The organism is Bradyrhizobium sp. 2S1 (assembly GCF_011516625.5).
In the GTDB taxonomy this organism is placed as follows: Bacteria; Pseudomonadota; Alphaproteobacteria; order Rhizobiales; family Xanthobacteraceae; genus Bradyrhizobium; species Bradyrhizobium septentrionale.
The window spans coordinates 1155174-1173864 of the sequence record NZ_CP147717.1 but is presented as its reverse complement, the minus strand read 5'-3'; the positions used below and the strand labels follow the sequence as shown (position 1 = coordinate 1173864).

Genomic DNA, 18691 nt, shown 5'->3' with positions numbered 1-18691 from the left:
GTTTGCCGCCCTGTGCTCGTTCGCTATCCCGGCGACGGAGCTTCAAGCACCCGCGTCGCCCGCCTTGGCGGGGCAATCCGACCACGAATCAAGCGGCGAGCGCCCCTCATTTCCGCTATGATCAAGCCATGACGATCGGGATTACCGGACCCGGCCGGAAGGCACCACGGCAAAGTGGCGTGGTCAGGCTGATCGTTGCGGCCGTCGTCATCACGATTGGCCTGATCCTGCTCTCGCTCGCGAGCAATTTCCTGGTCGATTGGCTGTGGTTTTCCTCGATTGGCTACTTGCAGGTTTTCTTGACGGCGATCGGCGCCAAGGCAACCGTGTTTTTTGCCGTCTTGACGGCGACCACCGTCGTCCTCTGGTTGAACGGAGTGTTGGCGGCGCGGTTTGCCATGCAGCAGCCGCTACAGATCGCAGTCGACCCGTGGAAGGTGGCGGGTATTACGCCGCCGCCCGATCCGTCCGCAATACTGTGCGATCGATTAACCCGGCCTCGCTTTATCGTTCTCGGCGCGGGTTTGCTCGGCGTGCTGGTTGCCGCAGGCGAAGCCGGCAATTGGGGCATGTTCCTGCAATTTCTCTACCAGGTGCCCTATGGCGAGGAGGATCCGCTCTACAACGGGGACATCGGCTTCTATCTCTTTTCGCTACCCGCCTATATCGCGATCAAGAACTGGATGCTGCTCGCAATCGTCCTGAGCGCGGTGTTTGCCGGAGCGATCTACTGGGCGCGCGGCGACATCGAGTACGACGTCCACAACCGATCAATCTCGCCGACGGTGATCGCGCATGGTTCGGCGCTGGTTGGCCTTCTGTTCGCGGTGAAGGCCTGGTCCTATGGGCTCGACCGCTATCTGCTGCTCTACGGCGACAATGGTGTCGTGGTCGGGGCGAGCTACACCGATGTCCATCTGGGGCTGCCGGCTCTGTGGCTGATGATCGGGCTTTCGATCATCGCGGCGTTCATCGCATGGGCCAATTTGTGGGCGTGCACCTACCGGCTTCTTGCCGCCGGGTTCATCCTCGTCGGCGCCGGCTCTGTCGTGCTGTCGAGCCTCGTCCCTTCGCTGTTCCGGCACTTCGTCGTCAAACCGACGGAGTTGGAGCTGGAGAAGCCCTACATCGAACGCAACATCGCGCTCACGAGGCAGGCCTACAATCTCGACCGGATCGCAGCCAAGCCGTTTGCCGCCGAACAGAGGCTGACCTTCAAGACCCTGGAAGCGAACAAGGCGACCATCGACAATATCCGGCTCTGGGACTGGCTGCCGCTGTCGAATACCTACGCGCAGCTGCAGGAGATCCGTACCTACTACAAATTCCACGATCTTGACGTCGATCGCTATTGGCTCGACGGCTCGTACCAGAGCGTGATGCTTTCGGCTCGCGAACTGCGGGCCTCCCTGCTGCCGGCGAACGCCCAGACCTGGGTCAACCGCCACGTGCTGTTTACGCACGGCAACGGCGCGGTGATGAGCCCAGTCACCCGCAAGAGCACAGAAGGACTGCCGTTCTTCTATTTGCGCGATATTCCGCCCGTTGCCGACGGCGGTCCCAAGATCGACGAACCGCGCATCTATTTCGGCGAAGAGAGCGACGACTACGTCATCGTCAAGGCCAGCATCCCGGAGTTCGATTACCCGAAGGGGAAAGACAACGCCTACGCGGCCTATGACGGCATTGGCGGTATGCCGATTGGAGCATTGGGATGGAGAACGCTGTTCGCCTACTACTTCAACGACGCGAACCTGGTCCTTTCAAGCTACATCACGGCCGACAGCCGGATCATGATCCGGCGCAATATTACAGAACGGGTGCGCACGATCGCTCCATTTCTCAGGCTCGATCATGATCCCTATCTGGTCATCAGCAACGGGCGGATGTTCTGGATGCAGGATGCCTACACCACGAGCTCCTATTTCCCCTCCGCGCAGCCCGTGCCGGAGCTCGATCTCAACTACATCAGGAATTCGGTGAAAATTGTTGTCGATGCCTATAACGGGACGGTCGATTTTTATCTGATCGACCCACGCGACCCCATTGCAGCGACCTACCAGCGTATCTTTCCGAGCCTGTTCAAGCCGTTCACGACCATGCCGGCGGATTTGCAGACGCACATTCGCTATCCGGAGGATCTGTTCCTGATTCAGGCGCGGCTGTATCAGACCTACCACATGGAGCAGGCCGAAATTTTCTACAACCGCGAGGACTTCTGGCAGTTTCCGCGACAGCCGGGCGGCGACGGCACCTCGGTGATGACCCCCTATTACATCATCATGCGGCTGCCCGGCGAGCCGCAGGCCGAGTTTTTCCTGATGCTTCCCATGGTGCCGAGCCGCCGCGACAACATGATCGCGTGGCTCGCCGCGCGCTGCGACGCGCCCGACTACGGCAAGCTGATCGTCTATGAATTCCCCAAGGAAAAGCTCGTCTACGGGCCGTTCCAGATCGAGGCGCGGATCAATCAGACTACCGAGATCTCGCAACAGCTCACGCTATGGAACCAGATGGGCTCGCGGGTGATCCGCGGCGCGAATTTGCTTGTGATCCCGATCGACAACTCGATCCTTTATGTATCGCCACTCTATTTGCGAGCGGAGCACGGACATCTGCCGGAGCTGAAGCGCGTGATCGCAGCCTACGGTGAGCATGTCGTGATGAAGGAGACGCTCGCTGATGCCCTGGCCGCGTTGTTCGCAGAGCCCGGTGCGGTGCCGGAGGATTCAAACGCAACGGAAACGGTGTCCCGTGCGGGCGGGGCGGCGAGCCCGGCGCAGCAGGCGCTCGATCGTTACAACCAGGCGGTAGAGCGATTGAAGGCCGGAGACTGGAAAGGGTTCGGCACGCAGTTCGATGCCCTGCGCGAGCCCCTGGAGGAAATGAACCGACGCTCCGCCGGCCACTAATGGCCCTGGGAAATTGTGAGCGCGGACGCGCGCCTCAACCGGGTATTGTTAAAAATTACATTGCAATTTCAATCACATAAGAGTTCGCAGTTTTGTTCTGGGTGGCGCGCCAGCAAACTCAGGCACTTAGTTGGCCATCAGCCGCGTTCGTTGAATAATGGTTGAATAAGACGCTGGTGAACAGCGGCGAACGCTTGGGGAATTTGCTGCCGACATTCGCAGACTAGCCCCGGCGCGATGCCTCACTGTGACTGGCGCATTCGCGAAAAATTTCGTCGTCGCCCTTGGTGTCCGGAAATACTCAAACCGCCGCTAGCGTGCGCTGCCGTACGCGAGCGCCCTCGGATGCTCGCATTGACGTTGCTCGTCGCACAATCGACCCTTGTCCTGTCGAGCTTTATGCGAACAGGAGGGCCACGTGAGATACTATCGACGAGAGAAAACTGGCGGACAACAGTCACACGTCAGTCTATCCGCTCCGAAAGCCGCAGAATTGAGCACGGTGGCCATTCGCCCAGCGGCTCACCTGCACGATTGACGATGCATGCGAAGTTACCGGCTTGGGACGCACGAAGCTTTACGAGTTGATAGGAGCTGGGCGTATCGTCACGACAACGATCGGACGTCGGCGACTAGTAGTGGTGCGCTCACAGAGCCGGCCCCGGAATTCTGCACAGGGCGATAAGTGGAGTTTCTGGCTGACAGCGGGCACGCTGTGCCTGCGAATCAGGAGCGACAATGAGCAGAAGAACACGCCGGAACCACACACCGGCCTTCAAGGCGAAGGTGGCGCTCGCCGCCGTGAAGGGCGATCGAACGCTGGCTCAGCTTGCCGAGCAGTTCGACGTCCACCCCAATCAGATCACGGCGTGGAAGGCTCAGCTTGAAAGCAAGGCCGCCGATGCGTTCGGTCCCGGCGGCGGCTCCGGAGCGGAGCAAGCAGCCATCGACGTGAAGTCGCTGCACGCCAAGATCGGCGAACTGACGCTGGAGAACGATTCCTAAGAAACGGCAGCATCTACTTTCGGCTCCAAGGGATGGAGAACAAAGCCGAATGCCTTGGCACGCCGATGCAAATTGTTGACCACTCGCGTCCGGTAACGCGTCTCGTAGGACGAGGCCCCGGGATCGACATAGTCCATTCCGTATCGCACAGCATTGTAGAACAGAACTGCGATCTTCCGGGCCGTGGCGGTCACGGCCTTGGCCTTGCCGATGCGCGCTGAGAGCCGTCTATAAAAGGCGCCGAGCGCAGTGTCTGTACGACCCACGGTCACGGCAGCAAGGCGCAGAAGTGCCGCCGCTCGGCCGCCGGATCGGCGCGTTCGGGACGAGAGCATTTTGCCGCCGGAGACCTTGTTGCTCGGCGCCAGTCCCAGCCAGGAGGTAAAATGCTTTGCACTTGGCCACGAGGAGAGGTCGTCGCCGCATTCAGCGATCAGCTTCAGCGAGAGGTAAGGACCGAGGCCGTCGATCGCGGTGAGGTCCTTTCCGAGCAACGCGAACAGCGCCTCGCGGACATCGAAAGCTGGAGCGTTCGCCTGATCGGTTCGATTCCGACGCCGCGAGACCCGCGGCGCTGATCCGTGGCCATGCCCCCGATGGAAGCTCAGTTCCTTCAACACGGCTTCAATTCGGGCGTCGCAGGCAGATGCCTTCTCGTGGTAGGCGTCGTAAAGCGCAAGTGCCTGCTCGAGCGCAAACAGATGCTCGGCGCGGTAGCTTCCGGTGAGCGCCTTCGCGATCGTCTCGGCGCTGGAGCGGCAACTATAATGGCGCAAGCACGCCAGCGCCTCAGGATCGCGCTCGCCGGCAAGGATCGCCCGTATGATACGCAGGCCGGTCACGCCGGTGATGTCGGTGACGACGTGGTGCAGCTGAAGATTCATCTCCGTCAAGGCCTTCTGCATATGCTGGATGTGTGAGGCCGCGTACTCCAGCAGACGCTCGCGCTGACGCACGTAGGCTCGCAGCTCGGCAATCTGCCCTTTGGGCCGAAAGCTGGCCCGCAGCAACCCGAATGAATGGAGCCGCTGCAGCCATTGCGCATCGCTGACATCGGTCTTGCGCCCCGGCACGTGCTTGGCATCGCGCGCGTTGACAAGAAACACGTTAAATCCCCGGGCATCGAGAAGCTCGAAGATCGGAATCCAGTAGACGCTGGTCGATTCCATGACGACAGTCTCGACGCCGCATTCAGTAAACCAGTCGACTAGCCGATGCAGATCAGCCGTGAAGGTACCGAAGCTGCGGACTGGCTCCGGTGCGCGATCTGCCCTCACGGCAGCCATGTGCATAGTCGCTCCGACGTCGATGGCAGCCGCGTCCGGGTGCACCATCTGCATCTTACCTCCGTTCCTCGACTTCGATCTTTTGGGGTTCATCTCTAATCCTCCTGCTGACGGCGGCGGAAGGGCTGGGCTGCGCTATACGTCAGATTCCTAAACGGGATCGCCGGATGGCGTCACCACTCTCAAGTGCGCGACAACCCATGGACCAGGTTTTTTAACGGGGTCACGTGCCACCAAAATCGTATCGGCCGCTCCCTCCCGGTCGGCAATCTAGCCCGTCTTATTCGTCAGAGTGCGCCTGAGAGGCTGGCGAGCGTGGTGTAAAGCGCTGATGCGGCGTAGGATTCGGTTGCAAAGCCAACCCCATCACCTCAACCGCGAACGCCAGGCCCGCCATGACCGATGATACGATTCTGCCCTTCTCGTTTCCAGCCGTTCACGCCAAGAAAGTCACAGCTGCCTTCGATGGCGGTCGGCTGACCTCGAACGGGGGCGTGATGCTTCTGGCGCTGGCCGAGCGGCGTCTCGGCTTGGCCGACAATTTGGCCCGGGTGTTCCCGGATCGGCGCGATCCGACGCGGGTCGTGCACAGCCTTGTCGATATGTTCCGCGCGCGCATGTTCGCGATCTGCTGCGGCTACGAGGACGCCGACGACCTCGATCATCTGCGGTCCGATCCCGCATTCAAGCTGGCCTGCGGACGGCTGCCGGACACGGGTCGCGATCTGTGTTCCCAACCGACGCTGTCGCGGCTGGAGAATGCTCCGCGCCTGCGCGACGTGATCCGACTGACCTACACTTTGGTCGACGCATGGATGGATAGCTACCCGCGCGAGCCGGCATCCGTCACGCTTGACATCGATGATACCTGCGATGTCGTCCACGGCCATCAGCAGCTCTCGCTGTTCAACGCTCATTATGACGAACGCTGCTTCCTGCCGATCCACGTCTACGACACGGAGAAGAGCCGGCCCGTGGCGGTCGTGTTGCGGCCCGGCAAGACGCCGGGCGGCGTCGAGGTGCGTGCCCATCTGCGCCGCCTGATACGGCATATCCGGACGCGGTGGCACAACACGCGAATTACGTTCCGTGGCGACGGGCACTATGCCCGGCCGGAGGCCATGGCGTGGTGCGAGACCAACGGCATCGACTACATCTTCGGTCTGTCCGGCACCAAGCCGCTCGCCAGAAAACTCGACGAGGCCGCCGACGACATCCGCACGCGACGCGCCATCGAGAACCTGCCGGTTCTGCGTGGCTATACCGAGACGCGCCACAAGGCCAAGTCCTGGGATCGCGAACGGCGTACCGTCGCCCGTATTGAGGCGACGATGCTCGGCCTCGACATCCGTTTCGTCGTCACCAGCCTCGATGTCGGCTCGGCCGAGTGGATCTACGACAGCCTGTATTGCGCGCGCGGCCAAGCCGAGAATCTGATCAAGCTGCATAAGACACAGCTCGCCTCCGATCGCACCAGCTGCCGTTCGGCGCTCGCCAATCAAGTCCGCCTCGTTCTCCACACCGCCGCTTATTGGCTGATGCTGACCGTGCGCGACGCGATTCCCAAAGCCCGGGAATTGGCCACAGCCGAGTTCGCGACGCTGCGTCTTCGTCTCTTGAAACTCGCTGCCCGTGTGCTCGAGACCACGAGCCGCATTCGCCTTGCGTTTGCCGCGGCATGTCCCGAAGCCGACCTGATCCGCGGCTTGCCAGGCGCGCTGCTGCCGCTCGGTCCTTGACCGGCGGGGCGTCCGCCCCCCGTTCGCCCAACCTACACCTCAAGCGCGTTGCAAAGTACGGGTCGGTCAGGCGGTGAAAAGCCGAAGGCAATCCCGCGCGCCTCGTCAGAGCAGATGTGCGGCCACATCAAGCGGACTAAAAAACGCACTCTCACGAATAGGACGGGTTAGAAAAACCGTGTGGCTATCCCGGTAGAGAGTATTCCTCCGCTAAGGGCCGCCTTGTTTGATGGGCGCGAGCGCTGCAGGTCCTAGGGGTAATCCTAGGAGAAGCGCTATGACGATTTCGAGGGCGGAGGTGATCACAACGGTCGAGCGGCGGCGCCGGTGGTCGCAGGATGAGAAGGAACGGCTCGTCGCAGCGTCGCTCGAGCCCGGCGCCAATGTTTCCGAGGTGGCTCGCGTGGCCGGGCTTCATGTGAGCCAGCTGTTCAGGTGGCGTAAGGAGCTTTGCAGGCACGGCGAAGCGAGCATAGCGCCGTTTGTTCCGGTCGAGATTGGGCCGTCTGCGCTACCGCGGGAGGTGGCCGAAGCGGCGTTGACGCCAACGGCGCGTCGACGCAAGAGCCAGGGCATCATCGAGATTGATCTTGGTAGCGGGCACCGCATCCGGGTCGATGGCGACGTTGATGGAGATGCGCTACGTCGCGTTCTCGATGCTTTGGTCCGCCGATGATCCCGGTTCCGACGGGCGCGCGAGTGTGGCTCGCGACAGGCTACACGGACATGCGCCGAGGCTTTCCGTCGTTGGCGCTCCAAGTGCAGGAGGTGCTGCACAAAGACCCGCTCAGCGGTCATTTGTTTGTCTTCCGCGGTCGCCGCAGCGATCTTGTGAAGCTGATCTGGCACGGTGTGCTGCAGAGCATGAAGGAGGTGAATAACCGAATTTAATGCGTACAGCTTTATGAGAGATGGAGGATGGCCCTCCTGCATCGGCGTTTCAGGCGCAGATGCAAAACCACGACACTGTGGCTTCGCTTAAAAGGCGCGGTCATGAGCAAGTGTTGCAAAAGTCCCGGGTGTACGGGGCAGGTAAGTATCCAGAAGGCGAGCGAAAGCGAATCTTCCGATGACGCGTCGAAAATTACTAAGGCGTCGCCAAAATCAGGGGCGCGTGCCATCCCTGAGATCAATCCGTGAGGCGCCTGGATTACTGCGCGGATGGCGACCGGCGTTTAGGGGACGCGATCTGGATACAGGCTCTTGTAGAGAACTGCAGGAACCAGTCGTTGTGATGCCAAGGGAGAAGTTCAAGCGGCGCACACCGCGAGACGAGAGTACCGAAGCACAACACTGGGGCGGATCGGCTCGTAGTAGTGATGAAGGTGCTGTAATGGGACTGGAGCGAAGGGGCCGAAACAAGTGGGTTGCTCCCATATGCAACTGTGATGAGCAGGAGGACATGTGAGTGTAACCGGACGTAAGCAGTACGATATCGACAAGCAGACAGTGATGAAGGCCTACCGATTGGTCAAAGCCAATGCGGGCTCGGCCGGCGTGGATAAGGTGTCGCTCGAAGCTTTTGAGAAGGACTTGAAGGGCAACCTTTACAAGGTCTGGAATCGAATGTCTTCTGGCAGCTACTTTCCACCTGCCGTTCGGGCTGTCTCCATTCCCAAGAAGAACGGCGGGCAACGCATTCTAGGTGTGCCGACAGTAGCAGATCGCGTGGCGCAAACGGTCGTCAAGCTGCAGATTGAACAAGCACTCGAGGAAATCTTCCTTCCCGATTCCTACGGCTACCGGCCCGGAAAATCCGCGCTGGACGCCGTCGGCGTCACCCGGCAACGGTGCTGGAGGATGGACTGGGTGCTGGAGTTCGACATCAAAGGCCTGTTCGACAATATCAGCCACAAGTTGCTTATGAAGGCCGTCAGGAAGCATGTGCAAGACGAATGGGCTCTGCTCTACATCGAACGCTGGCTAACAGCGCCGATGCAAGACAGAGACGGAGCGATCACCGCTCGCGACCGGGGCACACCCCAAGGCGGCGTGATCAGTCCCGTCCTTGCCAATTTGTTCTTGCATTATGCGTTCGATACATGGATGGCGCGGAACTTCCCGCAGTCGCCGTGGTGTCGATACGCGGACGACGGGCTCGTTCATTGCCGAACCAAGGCTGAAGCGGAAGCCATCAAGGCGGCGCTGCAAGCAAGGTTTAAGGAATGCGAACTCGAAATGCATCCCGACAAGACCAAGATCGTCTACTGCAAAGACAGCAATCGCCCGGGTAGCCATGCCAGTCAGTCATTTGACTTTCTGGGATTTACCTTTCGACCGCGCAGGGCAAGAAACCATCAGAAGAAAGAAAACTTCTGTACGTTCTCGCCAGCGGTCAGCAGGGCGGCGATGACGTCTATGCGTATGACGATCCGGCAGCTCCGCCTCAGGCTTCGCTCGCAGACGGAAGTCGACGCAATTGCCTTGGAACTGAACCCCGTCCTTCGTGGATGGAGGCAGTACTACGGCAGATATGGGCGGTCAGAAATGCACAACCTGTATCGATATGTCGACGAATCTCTTAACCGCTGGGCGCGACGCAAATACAAAGGGCTGAAGAATGGAAAAGTCAGAGCCTCCACCTGGCTCAGATTGATCCGCTGCCGCAGGCCGAAGCTGTTCGCTCATTGGGCGATGTTGAGTTCTGCCTCGTTACTTGTTGAGAGCCGTATGACGTGAGAGCGTCACGTACGGTTCGGAGAGCGGCTCCGGGTGCAACCCCCGGGGCCGACTCACCATGGCCAGGGCGCCTGCTTGTTCACCAAAAGACTCGAGAGAGGCAGGTTCATCTGGCCATCGGTTGGCGGTGAAACGGTAACGATCTCGCCGGCGCAGTTGAGTTATCTGTTGTCCGGAATCGATTGGCGCACCCCGCAAGAAACCCAGCGTCCGACGCGGGTCGGATAACCGTTTTGGGTTTGAATCTGCTGCTCGATCTGATTCAATGGCTTCATGAGCTCGAAGCCAGACGATCTTCCTGCGGATCTTGCGAGCGCCTACATGGCGCTGCTGGCCGAGCGCAAGGCGTTGCAAGTTGAGCGCGATATCGCAGTCGCGGATGCCGCCAGCGCGCGGGCGGAGCTGTCGGACAACGAAGCGTTGATCGCACATCTCGAACTGCGGATCGAGAAGCTCAAACGCGAACTGTACGGGCCGCGGTCCGAGCGCACGGCGCGGCTGATCGAGCAATTGGAATTGGAGCTCGAAGAACTCATCACCATGGCGAGTGAGGATGAGCTCGCCGCGCGTGCCGCGGCTGCAAAGGTACAGAACGTTCGGGCCTTCACGCGCAAGCGGCCGGTGCGCAAGCCTTGGCCGGACGACATCGAACGCGAGCGGGTCGTCATTGAGGCGCCAACGAGCTGCGCCTGCTGCGGCGGATCGCGCCTGGCGAAGCTGGGCGAGGATGTGACCGAGACGTTGGAGGAGATCCCGCGCCGGTTCAAGCTGATCGAGACGGTGCGGGAAAAGTTCACCTGCCGCGATTGTGAGAAGATCAGCCAGCCGCCCGCGCCGTTCCATGCCACACCGCGTGGCTTCATCGGTCCGCAACTGCTGGCGACAATCCTGTTCGACAAGTTCGGCATGCATATCCCGCTCAACCGTCAGAGCGTGCGCTTTAAGGCCGAGAGGATCGATCTGCCGCTGTCGACGCTGGCCGACCAGGTCGGCCACGGAACCTTCGCCGTTATGCCGCTGTTCCAGCTGATCGAGCACCATGTGCTCGCGGCCGAGCGCCTACATGGCGACGACACCACCATCCGCATCCTGGCGAAGGGCAAGTGCACGACTGGGCGGATCTGGACGTATGTGCGGGATGACCAGCCGTTCGCCGGGCCTGCGCCGCCGGCGGCGGTCTATTACGCCTCGAGCGACCGACGGGGCGAACATCCCCAGAAGCATCTGGCCGCCTTCGCCGGTATCTTGCAGGCGGATTGCTATAGCGGCTTCGAGCCGTTGTTCGATCCGAAAAGAAAAGCGATGCCGATCACGCCCGCATTTTGCCTGGCCCATGCGCGGCGGGGATTCTTCGAGCTGGCCGACATCGAGAAAACGGCCAGGGAAGGCCGCAAGGGCAAACCGGTCTCCCCGATCGCGCTGGAGGCGGTCAGGCGTCTTGACGCTCTGTTCGAGATCGAGCGCGCCATCAACGGCCGCAATGCCGACGAGCGGCGTGCCGTACGCCAGGAGAGGAGCAAGCCGCTTCTCGATGACTTGCACGACTGGCTGCTCCGCGAGCGAGAAGCCCTGTCGCGCTCCTCCGAGGTCCTGAAGCCCATGAACTACATGCTCAGGCGCTGGGACGACTTCTCCCGCTTCCTCGATGATGGCAGGATCTGCCTCAGCAATAATGCCGCTGAAAGAGCGTTGCGCGGCATCGCGTTGGGCAGGCGCAACTGGACCTTCGCCGGCAGCCTGCGCGGCGCCGACCGCGCTGCCATCATGCTGACGATGATCACGACCTGCCGCCTGAACAACGTCGATCCCAAAGCCTGGCTCGCCGACGTCCTCGCCCGGATCGCCGATCTTCCCACTTCGCGTCTGCGCGAACTGCTGCCCTGGGAATGGAAGCTCCTGCGGCAAGCCAACAACCCCACCGATCAGCAGGCCGCCTGACCTTCACCCAACGCTATCTTACAGATCGCCACGCCCACGCGCATGCGTCAATCAGGCGGCCTTCGTCGTATGCGTACGGTAGAGACCGGGATGCGGATCTCCGACCGAGCCCGACCGGCGATCGCTCTCGCAACGTCTCGAGCGCGAAATCGACGATGTCCTGCATCGCCAGATAGCGGAAAACGATGCGCATCAGCCATCGACCGAGACGATCTCATCATTCGGCCCGGTCACGATCTCCTCGACCTCTGTCGGAATCCAATCGTTGAGCGCGTGGTCCGCCTGCTCTTGCTCGATCCGGTCGAGCATCTTTTTGCGCGCCTTCATCAGCGCGCGCTCTTTTGCTTCCTGGAACGCCTTCCGCGCGTTGAGGCCGGCCAGGTCGCCCGTGATGACGAAACGGGCCTCCTCACTGGTCGAGATCCCATTGCGCGCGGCGTCGAGCTTGCGCTCATAATCAGCCCCGTCGAACACCTTGCCCATTAGCCGCGGACCTGCAGCTCGAATGCGATGATCTGCCCCCGGATTCGCCTGGTCGCGTCGTCGACGCCCATGATGTTGACCTCGGCGCCGGCGATCGCGGCCGACGCCGGCGCGCATTTCCTCCTGGTGACGATCGAGCGCGGCCTCGAATTCGGCCGGCGGCATCGCGGCCAGGCGCGGCGCCTTCGATGACAGTTTGCGGTCGATCGCGTTTATCTGCGCCACGCTCGGGGACCGCATCAGGGATCAGCGTTTTGAACGGTAGAGCTGCTAAGCCCGTTCCCTGGCATCAAATCGCGATCCGTCAGCGGCAGCATGGTCGACAAGGCAACCTTGCCGGCCGGCACCGGCGCCGAGGGATCATTCAACAGGATGACGTGCCGGTCGCCCTGGCGGATCTCCCCGACGATCTCCGCCGGCTGATAGCCCTTGACCTTCGCCAGGACAGCCGCCTCTTTCGCGACGGCCCGCGCGCAGCTTCTTTTCCTCGGCCGAGATCTGCTTGTCGAGCTCGGCGACCTCGGCCTCGAGCGCGTCGACCTTGGTCTCGAGCTCGCCGATCTGCGCGGTCTCGGCCTCGGTCGGATTGGCGTTGCCCTGCAGCGCGTTGAGCTGCTCGAGCGCGGTTTTGCCGTCCTTTGCCTTGTTGGCGCGGGCCTGGCGCAGCTGCTTGATGGTTTCGAGCTGGGTCGTCTCGCCGAGATCCGCAGCATTCCTGACGTCGACAATCTGCTCGAGTTCGGAGAGCTGCGATCGTGGCTCAACGCGACCGAGATGCAGCTGCTGCGCGACATTGTCAAAATCGAGAACATGCTGCCGTCACGGCGCCGATGGGCACTTACTTGATAATTTGCATCTCCCGCGCAGCCGCGGAATCAATCGGGCATGCCCTGGCGCCGAAACCCGCATATTTCCTCCGCTACTGGTCCGGCCCCGTCGATCGAAACGCCGGCTTCAAGACGGTGCTGGTCTTCTGCGTCGGCAGCAAGAACGGTTCCTCGCCGTTATGGATATTGCAACGGAAGCCCGGTCATGGACCGCGAGAATCCGTCGAGCATTTTGATCTCCTCCGGGTCTATGTTGCCATCCGCCTCCATCACTTTTGCGCATGCCGATAGCGTGGCGACCATGTGACCTGAATTGCCTCGTGCGAGATGTTCGACTGCGCGATCTATCGATTCTGTGGTCGGCCGAAGCCGGCGAATGTAGAGACGCAAACGATCCTCATCCTTTCCGTTCAACTCAAACTGCGAACGAGCACAGCACGTCCCCATAAAATCAAGTATAACTCCGACCTCATCTGGAATGAGTTCTCCGTCAGCCAAACCAACGGCGGTTAAGAGCAACCCGCCGCTTTCGCGGCACATGGCCCTCAATCGAGTCCACTTCATCTTAAATTCGTTGGCCGCTTCAATCTCCGCGTCAGATGGCGGCCAGATCACGCCAAACGTTTCGCTAAGGAATTTGCTGGTTGGCTCGATCACAACTCCATCAAAATCCGCGACAGCATCGATGCGATCAACTCGGAAGTAGCGCGTTGCTTTGCGAAGATGACACCTTGCGACCAGGACTGGCACTCCAAAATCCGTGTGACGGATACTCCAAACGCGAATCGCGCGAACGCTAAGGTTTCCGCCTACATCTCGATAGTGCAGTACGAAGGATTGCCCTTCTGCATGCTCGATTGTGCCGGGCACCTTCTGAGGCGTGACGTGAACTTCGTCACTATGGTCCGCGTAAGGAACCACTAGCCCGTCCTATTCGTGAGAGTGCGTTTTTTAGTCCGATTGATGTGGCCGCACATCTGCTCTGACGAGGCGCGCGGGATTGCCTTCGGCTTTTCACCGCCTGACCGACCCGTACTTTGCAACGCGCTTGAGGTGTAGGTTGGGCGAACGGGGGGCGGACGCCCCGCCGGTCAAGGACCGAGCGGCAGCAGCGCGCCTGGCAAGCCGCGGATCAGGTCGGCTTCGGGACAGGCCGCGGCAAACGCAAGGCGAATGCGGCTCGTGGTCTCGACGACACGGGCAGCGAGTTTCAAGAGACGAAGACGCAGCGTCGCGAACTCGGCTGTGGCCAATTCCCGGGCTTTGGGAATCGCGTCGCGCACGGTCAGCATCAGCCAATAAGCGGCGGTGTGGAGAACGAGGCGGACTTGATTGGCGAGCGCCGAACGGCAGCTGGTGCGATCGGAGGCGAGCTGTGTCTTATGCAGCTTGATCAGATTCTCGGCTTGGCCGCGCGCGCAATACAGGCTGTCGTAGATCCACTCGGCCGAGCCGACATCGAGGCTGGTGACGACGAAACGGATGTCGAGGCCGAGCATCGTCGCCTCAATACGGGCGACGGTACGCCGTTCGCGATCCCAGGACTTGGCCTTGTGGCGCGTCTCGGTATAGCCACGCAGAACCGGCAGGTTCTCGATGGCGCGTCGCGTGCGGATGTCGTCGGCGGCCTCGTCGAGTTTTCTGGCGAGCGGCTTGGTGCCGGACAGACCGAAGATGTAGTCGATGCCGTTGGTCTCGCACCACGCCATTGCCTCCGGCCGAGCATAGTGCGCCCGTCGCCACGGAACGTAATTCGCGTGTTGTGCCACCGCGTCCGGATATGCCGTATCAGGCGGCGCAGATGGGCACGCACCTCGACGCCGCCCGGCGTCTTGCCGGGCCGCAACACGACCGCCACGGGCCGGCTCTTCTCCGTGTCGTAGACGTGGATCGGCAGGAAGCAGCGTTCGTCATAATGAGCGTTGAACAGCGAGAGCTGCTGATGGCCGTGGACGACATCGCAGGTATCATCGATGTCAAGCGTGACGGATGCCGGCTCGCGCGGGTAGCTATCCATCCATGCGTCGACCAAAGTGTAGGTCAGTCGGATCACGTCGCGCAGGCGCGGAGCATTCTCCAGCCGCGACAGCGTCGGTTGGGAACACAGATCGCGACCCGTGTCCGGCAGCCGTCCGCAGGCCAGCTTGAATGCGGGATCGGACCGCAGATGATCGAGGTCGTCGGCGTCCTCGTAGCCGCAGCAGATCGCGAACATGCGCGCGCGGAACATATCGACAAGGCTGTGCACGACCCGCGTCGGATCGCGCCGATCCGGGAACACCCGGGCCAAATTGTCGGCCAAGCCGAGACGCCGCTCGGCCATCGCCAGAAGCATCACGCCCCCGTTCGAGGTCAGCCGACCGCCATCGAAGGCAGCTGTGACTTTCTTGGCGTGAACGGCTGGAAACGAGAAGGGCAGAATCGTATCATCGGTCATGGCGGGCCTGGCGTTCGCGGTTGAGGTGATGGGGTTGGCTTTGCAACCGAATCCTACGCCGCATCAGCGCTTTACACCACGCTCGCCAGCCTCTCAGGCGCACTCTGACGAATAAGACGGGCTAGCGCCGGTCCGTTTCTATCCCACAGGGGGAGCGCATCGCCGCGCATAGTTTTTTAGAAGGAGCGCTCACCAAGGCGGGATTGCTGAGCGCAAAGCGATGATCGACCGTGAGCACGAGCTGTCGATCACCAGGCAGGCGGAGGCTTTGAACATCAGCCGCGGCAGCGTGTACTACCTGCCGCGGCCGGTGCCGGACGCCGACCTTGCGATCATGCAGCGCCTCGACCGGCTGCATCTGGAGTTCCCTTTTGCCGGCTCTCGCATGTTGCGAGGGCTGCTGGCTGCCGATGGGTGCAAGATCGGCCGTCGGCATGTGAAGACGTTGATGCGGCGGATGGGGATAGAAGCGCTCTATCGCCGTCCACGCACGACAAAGCCCGAGCCGGGCCACAAGATCTACCCGTACCTGCTGCGCGGGATGGAGATCACGCGGCCGAACCAGGTGTGGGCGATGGACATCACCTACATCCCGATGGCGCGAGGCTTCGTCTATCTGGCGGTTGTGCTCGACTGGTTCAGCCGCCGCGTGCTGTCGTGGCGCGTATCGATCACCATGGAGGCGGCGTTCTGTGTCGCGACGCTTCAGGATGCCCTGGCTCGTCACGGCAAGCCGGACGTCTTCAATACGGATCAGGGCTCGCAGTTCACCGGACAGGCTTTTACCGGCGTGCTCGCCGACAACGGCATTGCGATCAGCATGGACGGCAAGGGAGCCTGGCGGGACAACGTGTTTGTCGAACGGCTATGGCGCAGCGTCAAATACGAGGAGGTGTATCTGCGGGCCTATGACAGCGTCAGCGAGGCCCTCGCGTCGATCGGCCGATACCTCGACTTCTACAACGGTCGGCGCCCGCATTCGAGCCTTGACGGCGTCACCCCCGATCAAGCCTACTTAACCCGCTGCCACTCCGCTTGGCAGCCTAACCATGGCAGAGGCTCCACTTATCGACGCGGAAAATCTGTTCAGACAACCGGAGCCAGCTCAGTGACGCGCTGATTGGTTTGCGCGTTGATCCAGCCACAAAAGATGCGACGGCAAGCAAACACTAATGCATGCAGGGAGTCGCGTTCTACCACCGCTAGCTCAAGTTCGCGATCAAACGGCGCGGTCGAAATGTCCTCCCGCACTGACGGATCACGCCTCGGATTGATCTCGCGGATTGCGGACTACCTGCAAGCCTCAACGGGACAACGCGATAAGCGACTTGAAAAACGACTATCACTGGTAGGGGCACCGGGTGCTTGCGAAAGATCAACTGCGTCGGATTACCTCATGGAGGCCAGCGGTCAAATTGCGCGACCTCGCTTGAGCGCAGCAGAACCGCTGTTCCTTTCGAAAGAATCCGCAATGTCCGGAACCAGACACAATAGCCCGCGTTTAGCTTACTTGATCTTGCGAGCCGATCTCAACGGCCTCTGTTCGGACCCGGGGAACTGATCAGAAAACTCAAAAACTGAATCTCCTTTGGAGGCTATCATGGATGGCACTCGAAACGAACGCGCATGCGCGCGTGCACAGCACCTCTTGGCACAAATCGCACCCTTGCTCGATGACGCTGAAGTCCAGCGCTTGCGTGAACTATCTATGGATTACATTCGCGAAGCCGAAAGAATTGAAGAAGGCGTCACAACTGTGGAGTCCAGCGAACAAATCACGACGCGCTTAGATGCGGTAGCCCGCGACTTTTTTGCTCGTGCTCTTCGCGAAATGAATCAACAAAAGGGTCGTCGTCCACCGCGAAGTAAGGTCGCTGTCAACGGACATCGCAAAGGCCGGGCGCGCGCCTGGCTAGTTGACGAGGCTTCATAACGAGGCGCGGGCCCGATGTTGGACTGTTTTGACTAGCCGACATTTGACTCGCTATTTGCTTTTCCGAGGTGCAGCATAAATCGAAGCTGGCTCCATCGAAGGAGTGAGCCATGTCGGATTTTATCTTCAAAAGCACTCTTGGCCATCGAGACCATGCGCGGAAGGTCGCCACGCTCCGCGAGTTACTGGCCGAAGAAGATGCCAATCAAGCTGAGTTCCACACCAAGAGGCTAAGACCGAACGTGGCGCAGTGAGGTCGTCGCAGCCCAGTTGAGCTGAAAAAGCTTTGCTTGCCGTCGGAAACCATCATCGTCAGGAGTTAAACATGGCCCTCCTAAGACGCGAGTTGTACCGTCAAGTTAGAGGCCCTGAGGTCACCCACGCGGATCGGTGCGCGCTGGTCTTCGATACGGACACCAAAAGCTTGTATGTCGAGCGCGAGGTGGCGGATTTCGACGCACGCGTCAGCGGTACGATTGACATGCAAACCGCCGCAATGGATATCGCGGACTATCTCAAGCAAGGTGGCCAAACAGCCGGGCACCGCGAATTGTGGCGGCTGCTGAGGACACTCTTCAAAGACACTGATGATACCGAAGAGATGATCGGTTACGTGCGCGCGCTCCGATAACCTCTCTGCTCGCTAGTCCAATCTGGCCACACGCAAAAGCCGCCAAGGTTTCCCTCAGCGGCTTGTGCCGTTGCGTTGCGTTTGCGTGGAGGTTTGCTGCGCCGAGCGGTGCTCGAACGTAGCCCAAGCCTGCCACCCACAGGACGCACAACCTTCATTGAATGAGCAGTGGATGCGTCATCGCATGAGGCAGTCGATGCTTGCCTGTATGTCGGGGCCGACGTATCCCGGATTTGGCTTCCCTTGTCACAACCTCCACGGACACCGCAGCCGACGACAACGAATACACAATCCGCTTCATCTCCCGATGGGGTATGATGTGGCACCGGCGACGGTGCTGATCAAGTGAGTGCCGCTGTCCTATAGATGAAATCCTTCACTAGTCGGGAGTTCCGTATCTAACATCTCTGGCTGACATCAGACTTACGACAGTCCTCTGAGGGAACGGGAAGAATGGGCCGACACCCAAGTTACGGGGCAACCAGGTAATCGGTTGCGCGAGCCAATGGCGGAACTAACTCAAATTGAATTGGGTTTTCGTTATTGGTGTCAGTTCGGAAGTCCGGTTATGTGTAACAAGTGCGCGGAGTTGGATGAGAAGATCGCGCACTACCGTTCGCTCAGGATGCGGATCACGGATCAACTGACCCTAGACGGCCTCGCGCTTTTGATTGAGCAGTACGAAGCCGAGAAGCGCAAGCTACATCCCGAACCGAAAGAGTAAGGCCGAGTGACGAACGCGAAGAGGTTTCATCTGCGGCGCTTTCTCGACCGCTCGACCAACAGCTGCCAGCTGGCAAGCGGTACAACGGTGCGCTTAC

At 60.6% G+C, this 18691-nt stretch carries 16 protein-coding genes and 3 pseudogenes; 15 read left to right on the top strand and 4 right to left on the bottom strand.

The window, feature by feature from the left end:
- Positions 1–128 precede the first annotated feature (128 nt).
- Together HAP54_RS05715 and HAP54_RS05710 are read left to right on the top strand one after the other, a co-directional pair.
- Complete coding sequence (locus HAP54_RS05715) at positions 129–2912, top strand: UPF0182 family protein (protein WP_166299034.1); 2784 nt, start codon at positions 129–131, stop codon at positions 2910–2912.
- Between the two features lie 738 nt (positions 2913–3650).
- Positions 3651–3911: pseudogene (locus HAP54_RS05710) on the top strand (transposase); the annotation flags it as partial.
- A 2-nt stretch (positions 3912–3913) separates the two neighbouring features.
- On the opposite strand, the gene HAP54_RS05705 reads toward HAP54_RS05710, so the two are convergent.
- On the bottom strand, positions 3914–5296 hold the full coding sequence (locus HAP54_RS05705; protein ID WP_166298319.1) for an IS110 family transposase: 1383 nt from the start codon (positions 5294–5296) through the stop codon (positions 3914–3916).
- A gap of 302 nt (positions 5297–5598) precedes the next feature.
- Here HAP54_RS05705 and HAP54_RS05700 point away from each other — a divergent pair, with 302 nt between their 5' ends.
- The 6 genes from HAP54_RS05700 to tnpC all read left to right on the top strand — a co-directional run bounded on the left by HAP54_RS05700 (position 5599) and on the right by tnpC (position 11559).
- Positions 5599–6942 carry an IS1380 family transposase gene (locus HAP54_RS05700; RefSeq protein WP_166299033.1) on the top strand — a complete coding sequence of 448 codons (1344 nt, stop codon included), beginning with the start codon at positions 5599–5601 and terminating at the stop codon, positions 6940–6942.
- A 277-nt stretch (positions 6943–7219) separates the two neighbouring features.
- On the top strand, positions 7220–7618 hold the full coding sequence (gene tnpA, locus HAP54_RS05695; RefSeq protein ID WP_166294114.1) for an IS66-like element accessory protein TnpA: 399 nt from the start codon (positions 7220–7222) through the stop codon (positions 7616–7618).
- Positions 7615–7833, top strand: coding sequence for an IS66 family insertion sequence element accessory protein TnpB (tnpB, locus tag HAP54_RS05690; protein ID WP_166298587.1), 219 nt, complete (start codon positions 7615–7617; stop codon positions 7831–7833). Before tnpA ends, tnpB (HAP54_RS05690) begins: the two co-directional genes overlap by 4 nt.
- 561 nt (positions 7834–8394) lie before the next feature.
- Positions 8395–9621: a group II intron reverse transcriptase/maturase gene (ltrA, locus tag HAP54_RS05685; RefSeq protein ID WP_166306448.1), complete on the top strand. Its 1227-nt coding sequence runs from the start codon at positions 8395–8397 to the stop codon at positions 9619–9621.
- Between the two features lie 33 nt (positions 9622–9654).
- Positions 9655–9849: an IS66 family insertion sequence element accessory protein TnpB gene (gene tnpB / locus HAP54_RS05680; RefSeq protein ID WP_166294302.1), complete on the top strand. Its 195-nt coding sequence runs from the start codon at positions 9655–9657 to the stop codon at positions 9847–9849.
- 45 nt (positions 9850–9894) lie between these two features.
- Positions 9895–11559, top strand: a complete 1665-nt coding sequence (gene tnpC, locus HAP54_RS05675; protein WP_166294112.1) for an IS66 family transposase — start codon at positions 9895–9897, stop codon at positions 11557–11559.
- A 192-nt stretch (positions 11560–11751) separates the two neighbouring features.
- On the opposite strand, the gene HAP54_RS05670 is transcribed toward tnpC, so the two are convergent.
- A complete protein-coding gene (locus HAP54_RS05670; RefSeq protein ID WP_029085208.1) occupies positions 11752–12042 on the bottom strand; it encodes a hypothetical protein in 291 nt (96 codons plus the stop codon).
- A gap of 27 nt (positions 12043–12069) precedes the next feature.
- On the opposite strand from HAP54_RS05670, the gene HAP54_RS05665 reads away from it, so the two are divergent.
- The gene (locus HAP54_RS05665; protein WP_166298499.1) at positions 12070–12234 is read left to right on the top strand and encodes a hypothetical protein; all 165 of its coding nucleotides are present in this window, start codon (positions 12070–12072) and stop codon (positions 12232–12234) included.
- Between the two features lie 237 nt (positions 12235–12471).
- A complete protein-coding gene (locus HAP54_RS05660) occupies positions 12472–12888 on the top strand; it encodes a hypothetical protein (protein WP_166298500.1) in 417 nt (138 codons plus the stop codon).
- Positions 12889–13046: 158 nt separating this feature from the next.
- Here HAP54_RS05660 and HAP54_RS05655 read toward each other — a convergent pair whose 3' ends face one another.
- Positions 13047–13619, bottom strand: coding sequence for a hypothetical protein (locus HAP54_RS05655; RefSeq protein WP_156929135.1), 573 nt, complete (start codon positions 13617–13619; stop codon positions 13047–13049).
- 341 nt (positions 13620–13960) lie between these two features.
- A pseudogene (locus HAP54_RS05650) lies at positions 13961–15306 on the bottom strand (IS1380-like element ISBdi2 family transposase).
- A 172-nt stretch (positions 15307–15478) separates the two neighbouring features.
- Between HAP54_RS05650 and HAP54_RS05645 the strand changes: the two are divergent.
- The 5 genes and pseudogenes from HAP54_RS05645 to HAP54_RS05625 all read left to right on the top strand — a co-directional run.
- Positions 15479–16353: pseudogene (locus tag HAP54_RS05645) on the top strand (IS3 family transposase); the annotation flags it as partial.
- Between the two features lie 553 nt (positions 16354–16906).
- The gene (locus HAP54_RS05640) at positions 16907–17239 is read left to right on the top strand and encodes a hypothetical protein (protein WP_166299032.1); all 333 of its coding nucleotides are present in this window, start codon (positions 16907–16909) and stop codon (positions 17237–17239) included.
- 110 nt (positions 17240–17349) lie between these two features.
- Complete coding sequence (locus HAP54_RS05635) at positions 17350–17493, top strand: hypothetical protein (protein ID WP_166299031.1); 144 nt, start codon at positions 17350–17352, stop codon at positions 17491–17493.
- 188 nt (positions 17494–17681) lie between these two features.
- Positions 17682–17870, top strand: a complete 189-nt coding sequence (locus HAP54_RS05630; RefSeq protein WP_166299030.1) for a hypothetical protein — start codon at positions 17682–17684, stop codon at positions 17868–17870.
- Between the two features lie 589 nt (positions 17871–18459).
- Positions 18460–18594 (top strand): hypothetical protein, encoded by a 135-nt coding sequence (locus HAP54_RS05625; RefSeq protein WP_283843081.1) that lies wholly within the window; start codon positions 18460–18462, stop codon positions 18592–18594.
- The last annotated feature ends 97 nt before the right edge of the window (positions 18595–18691 follow it).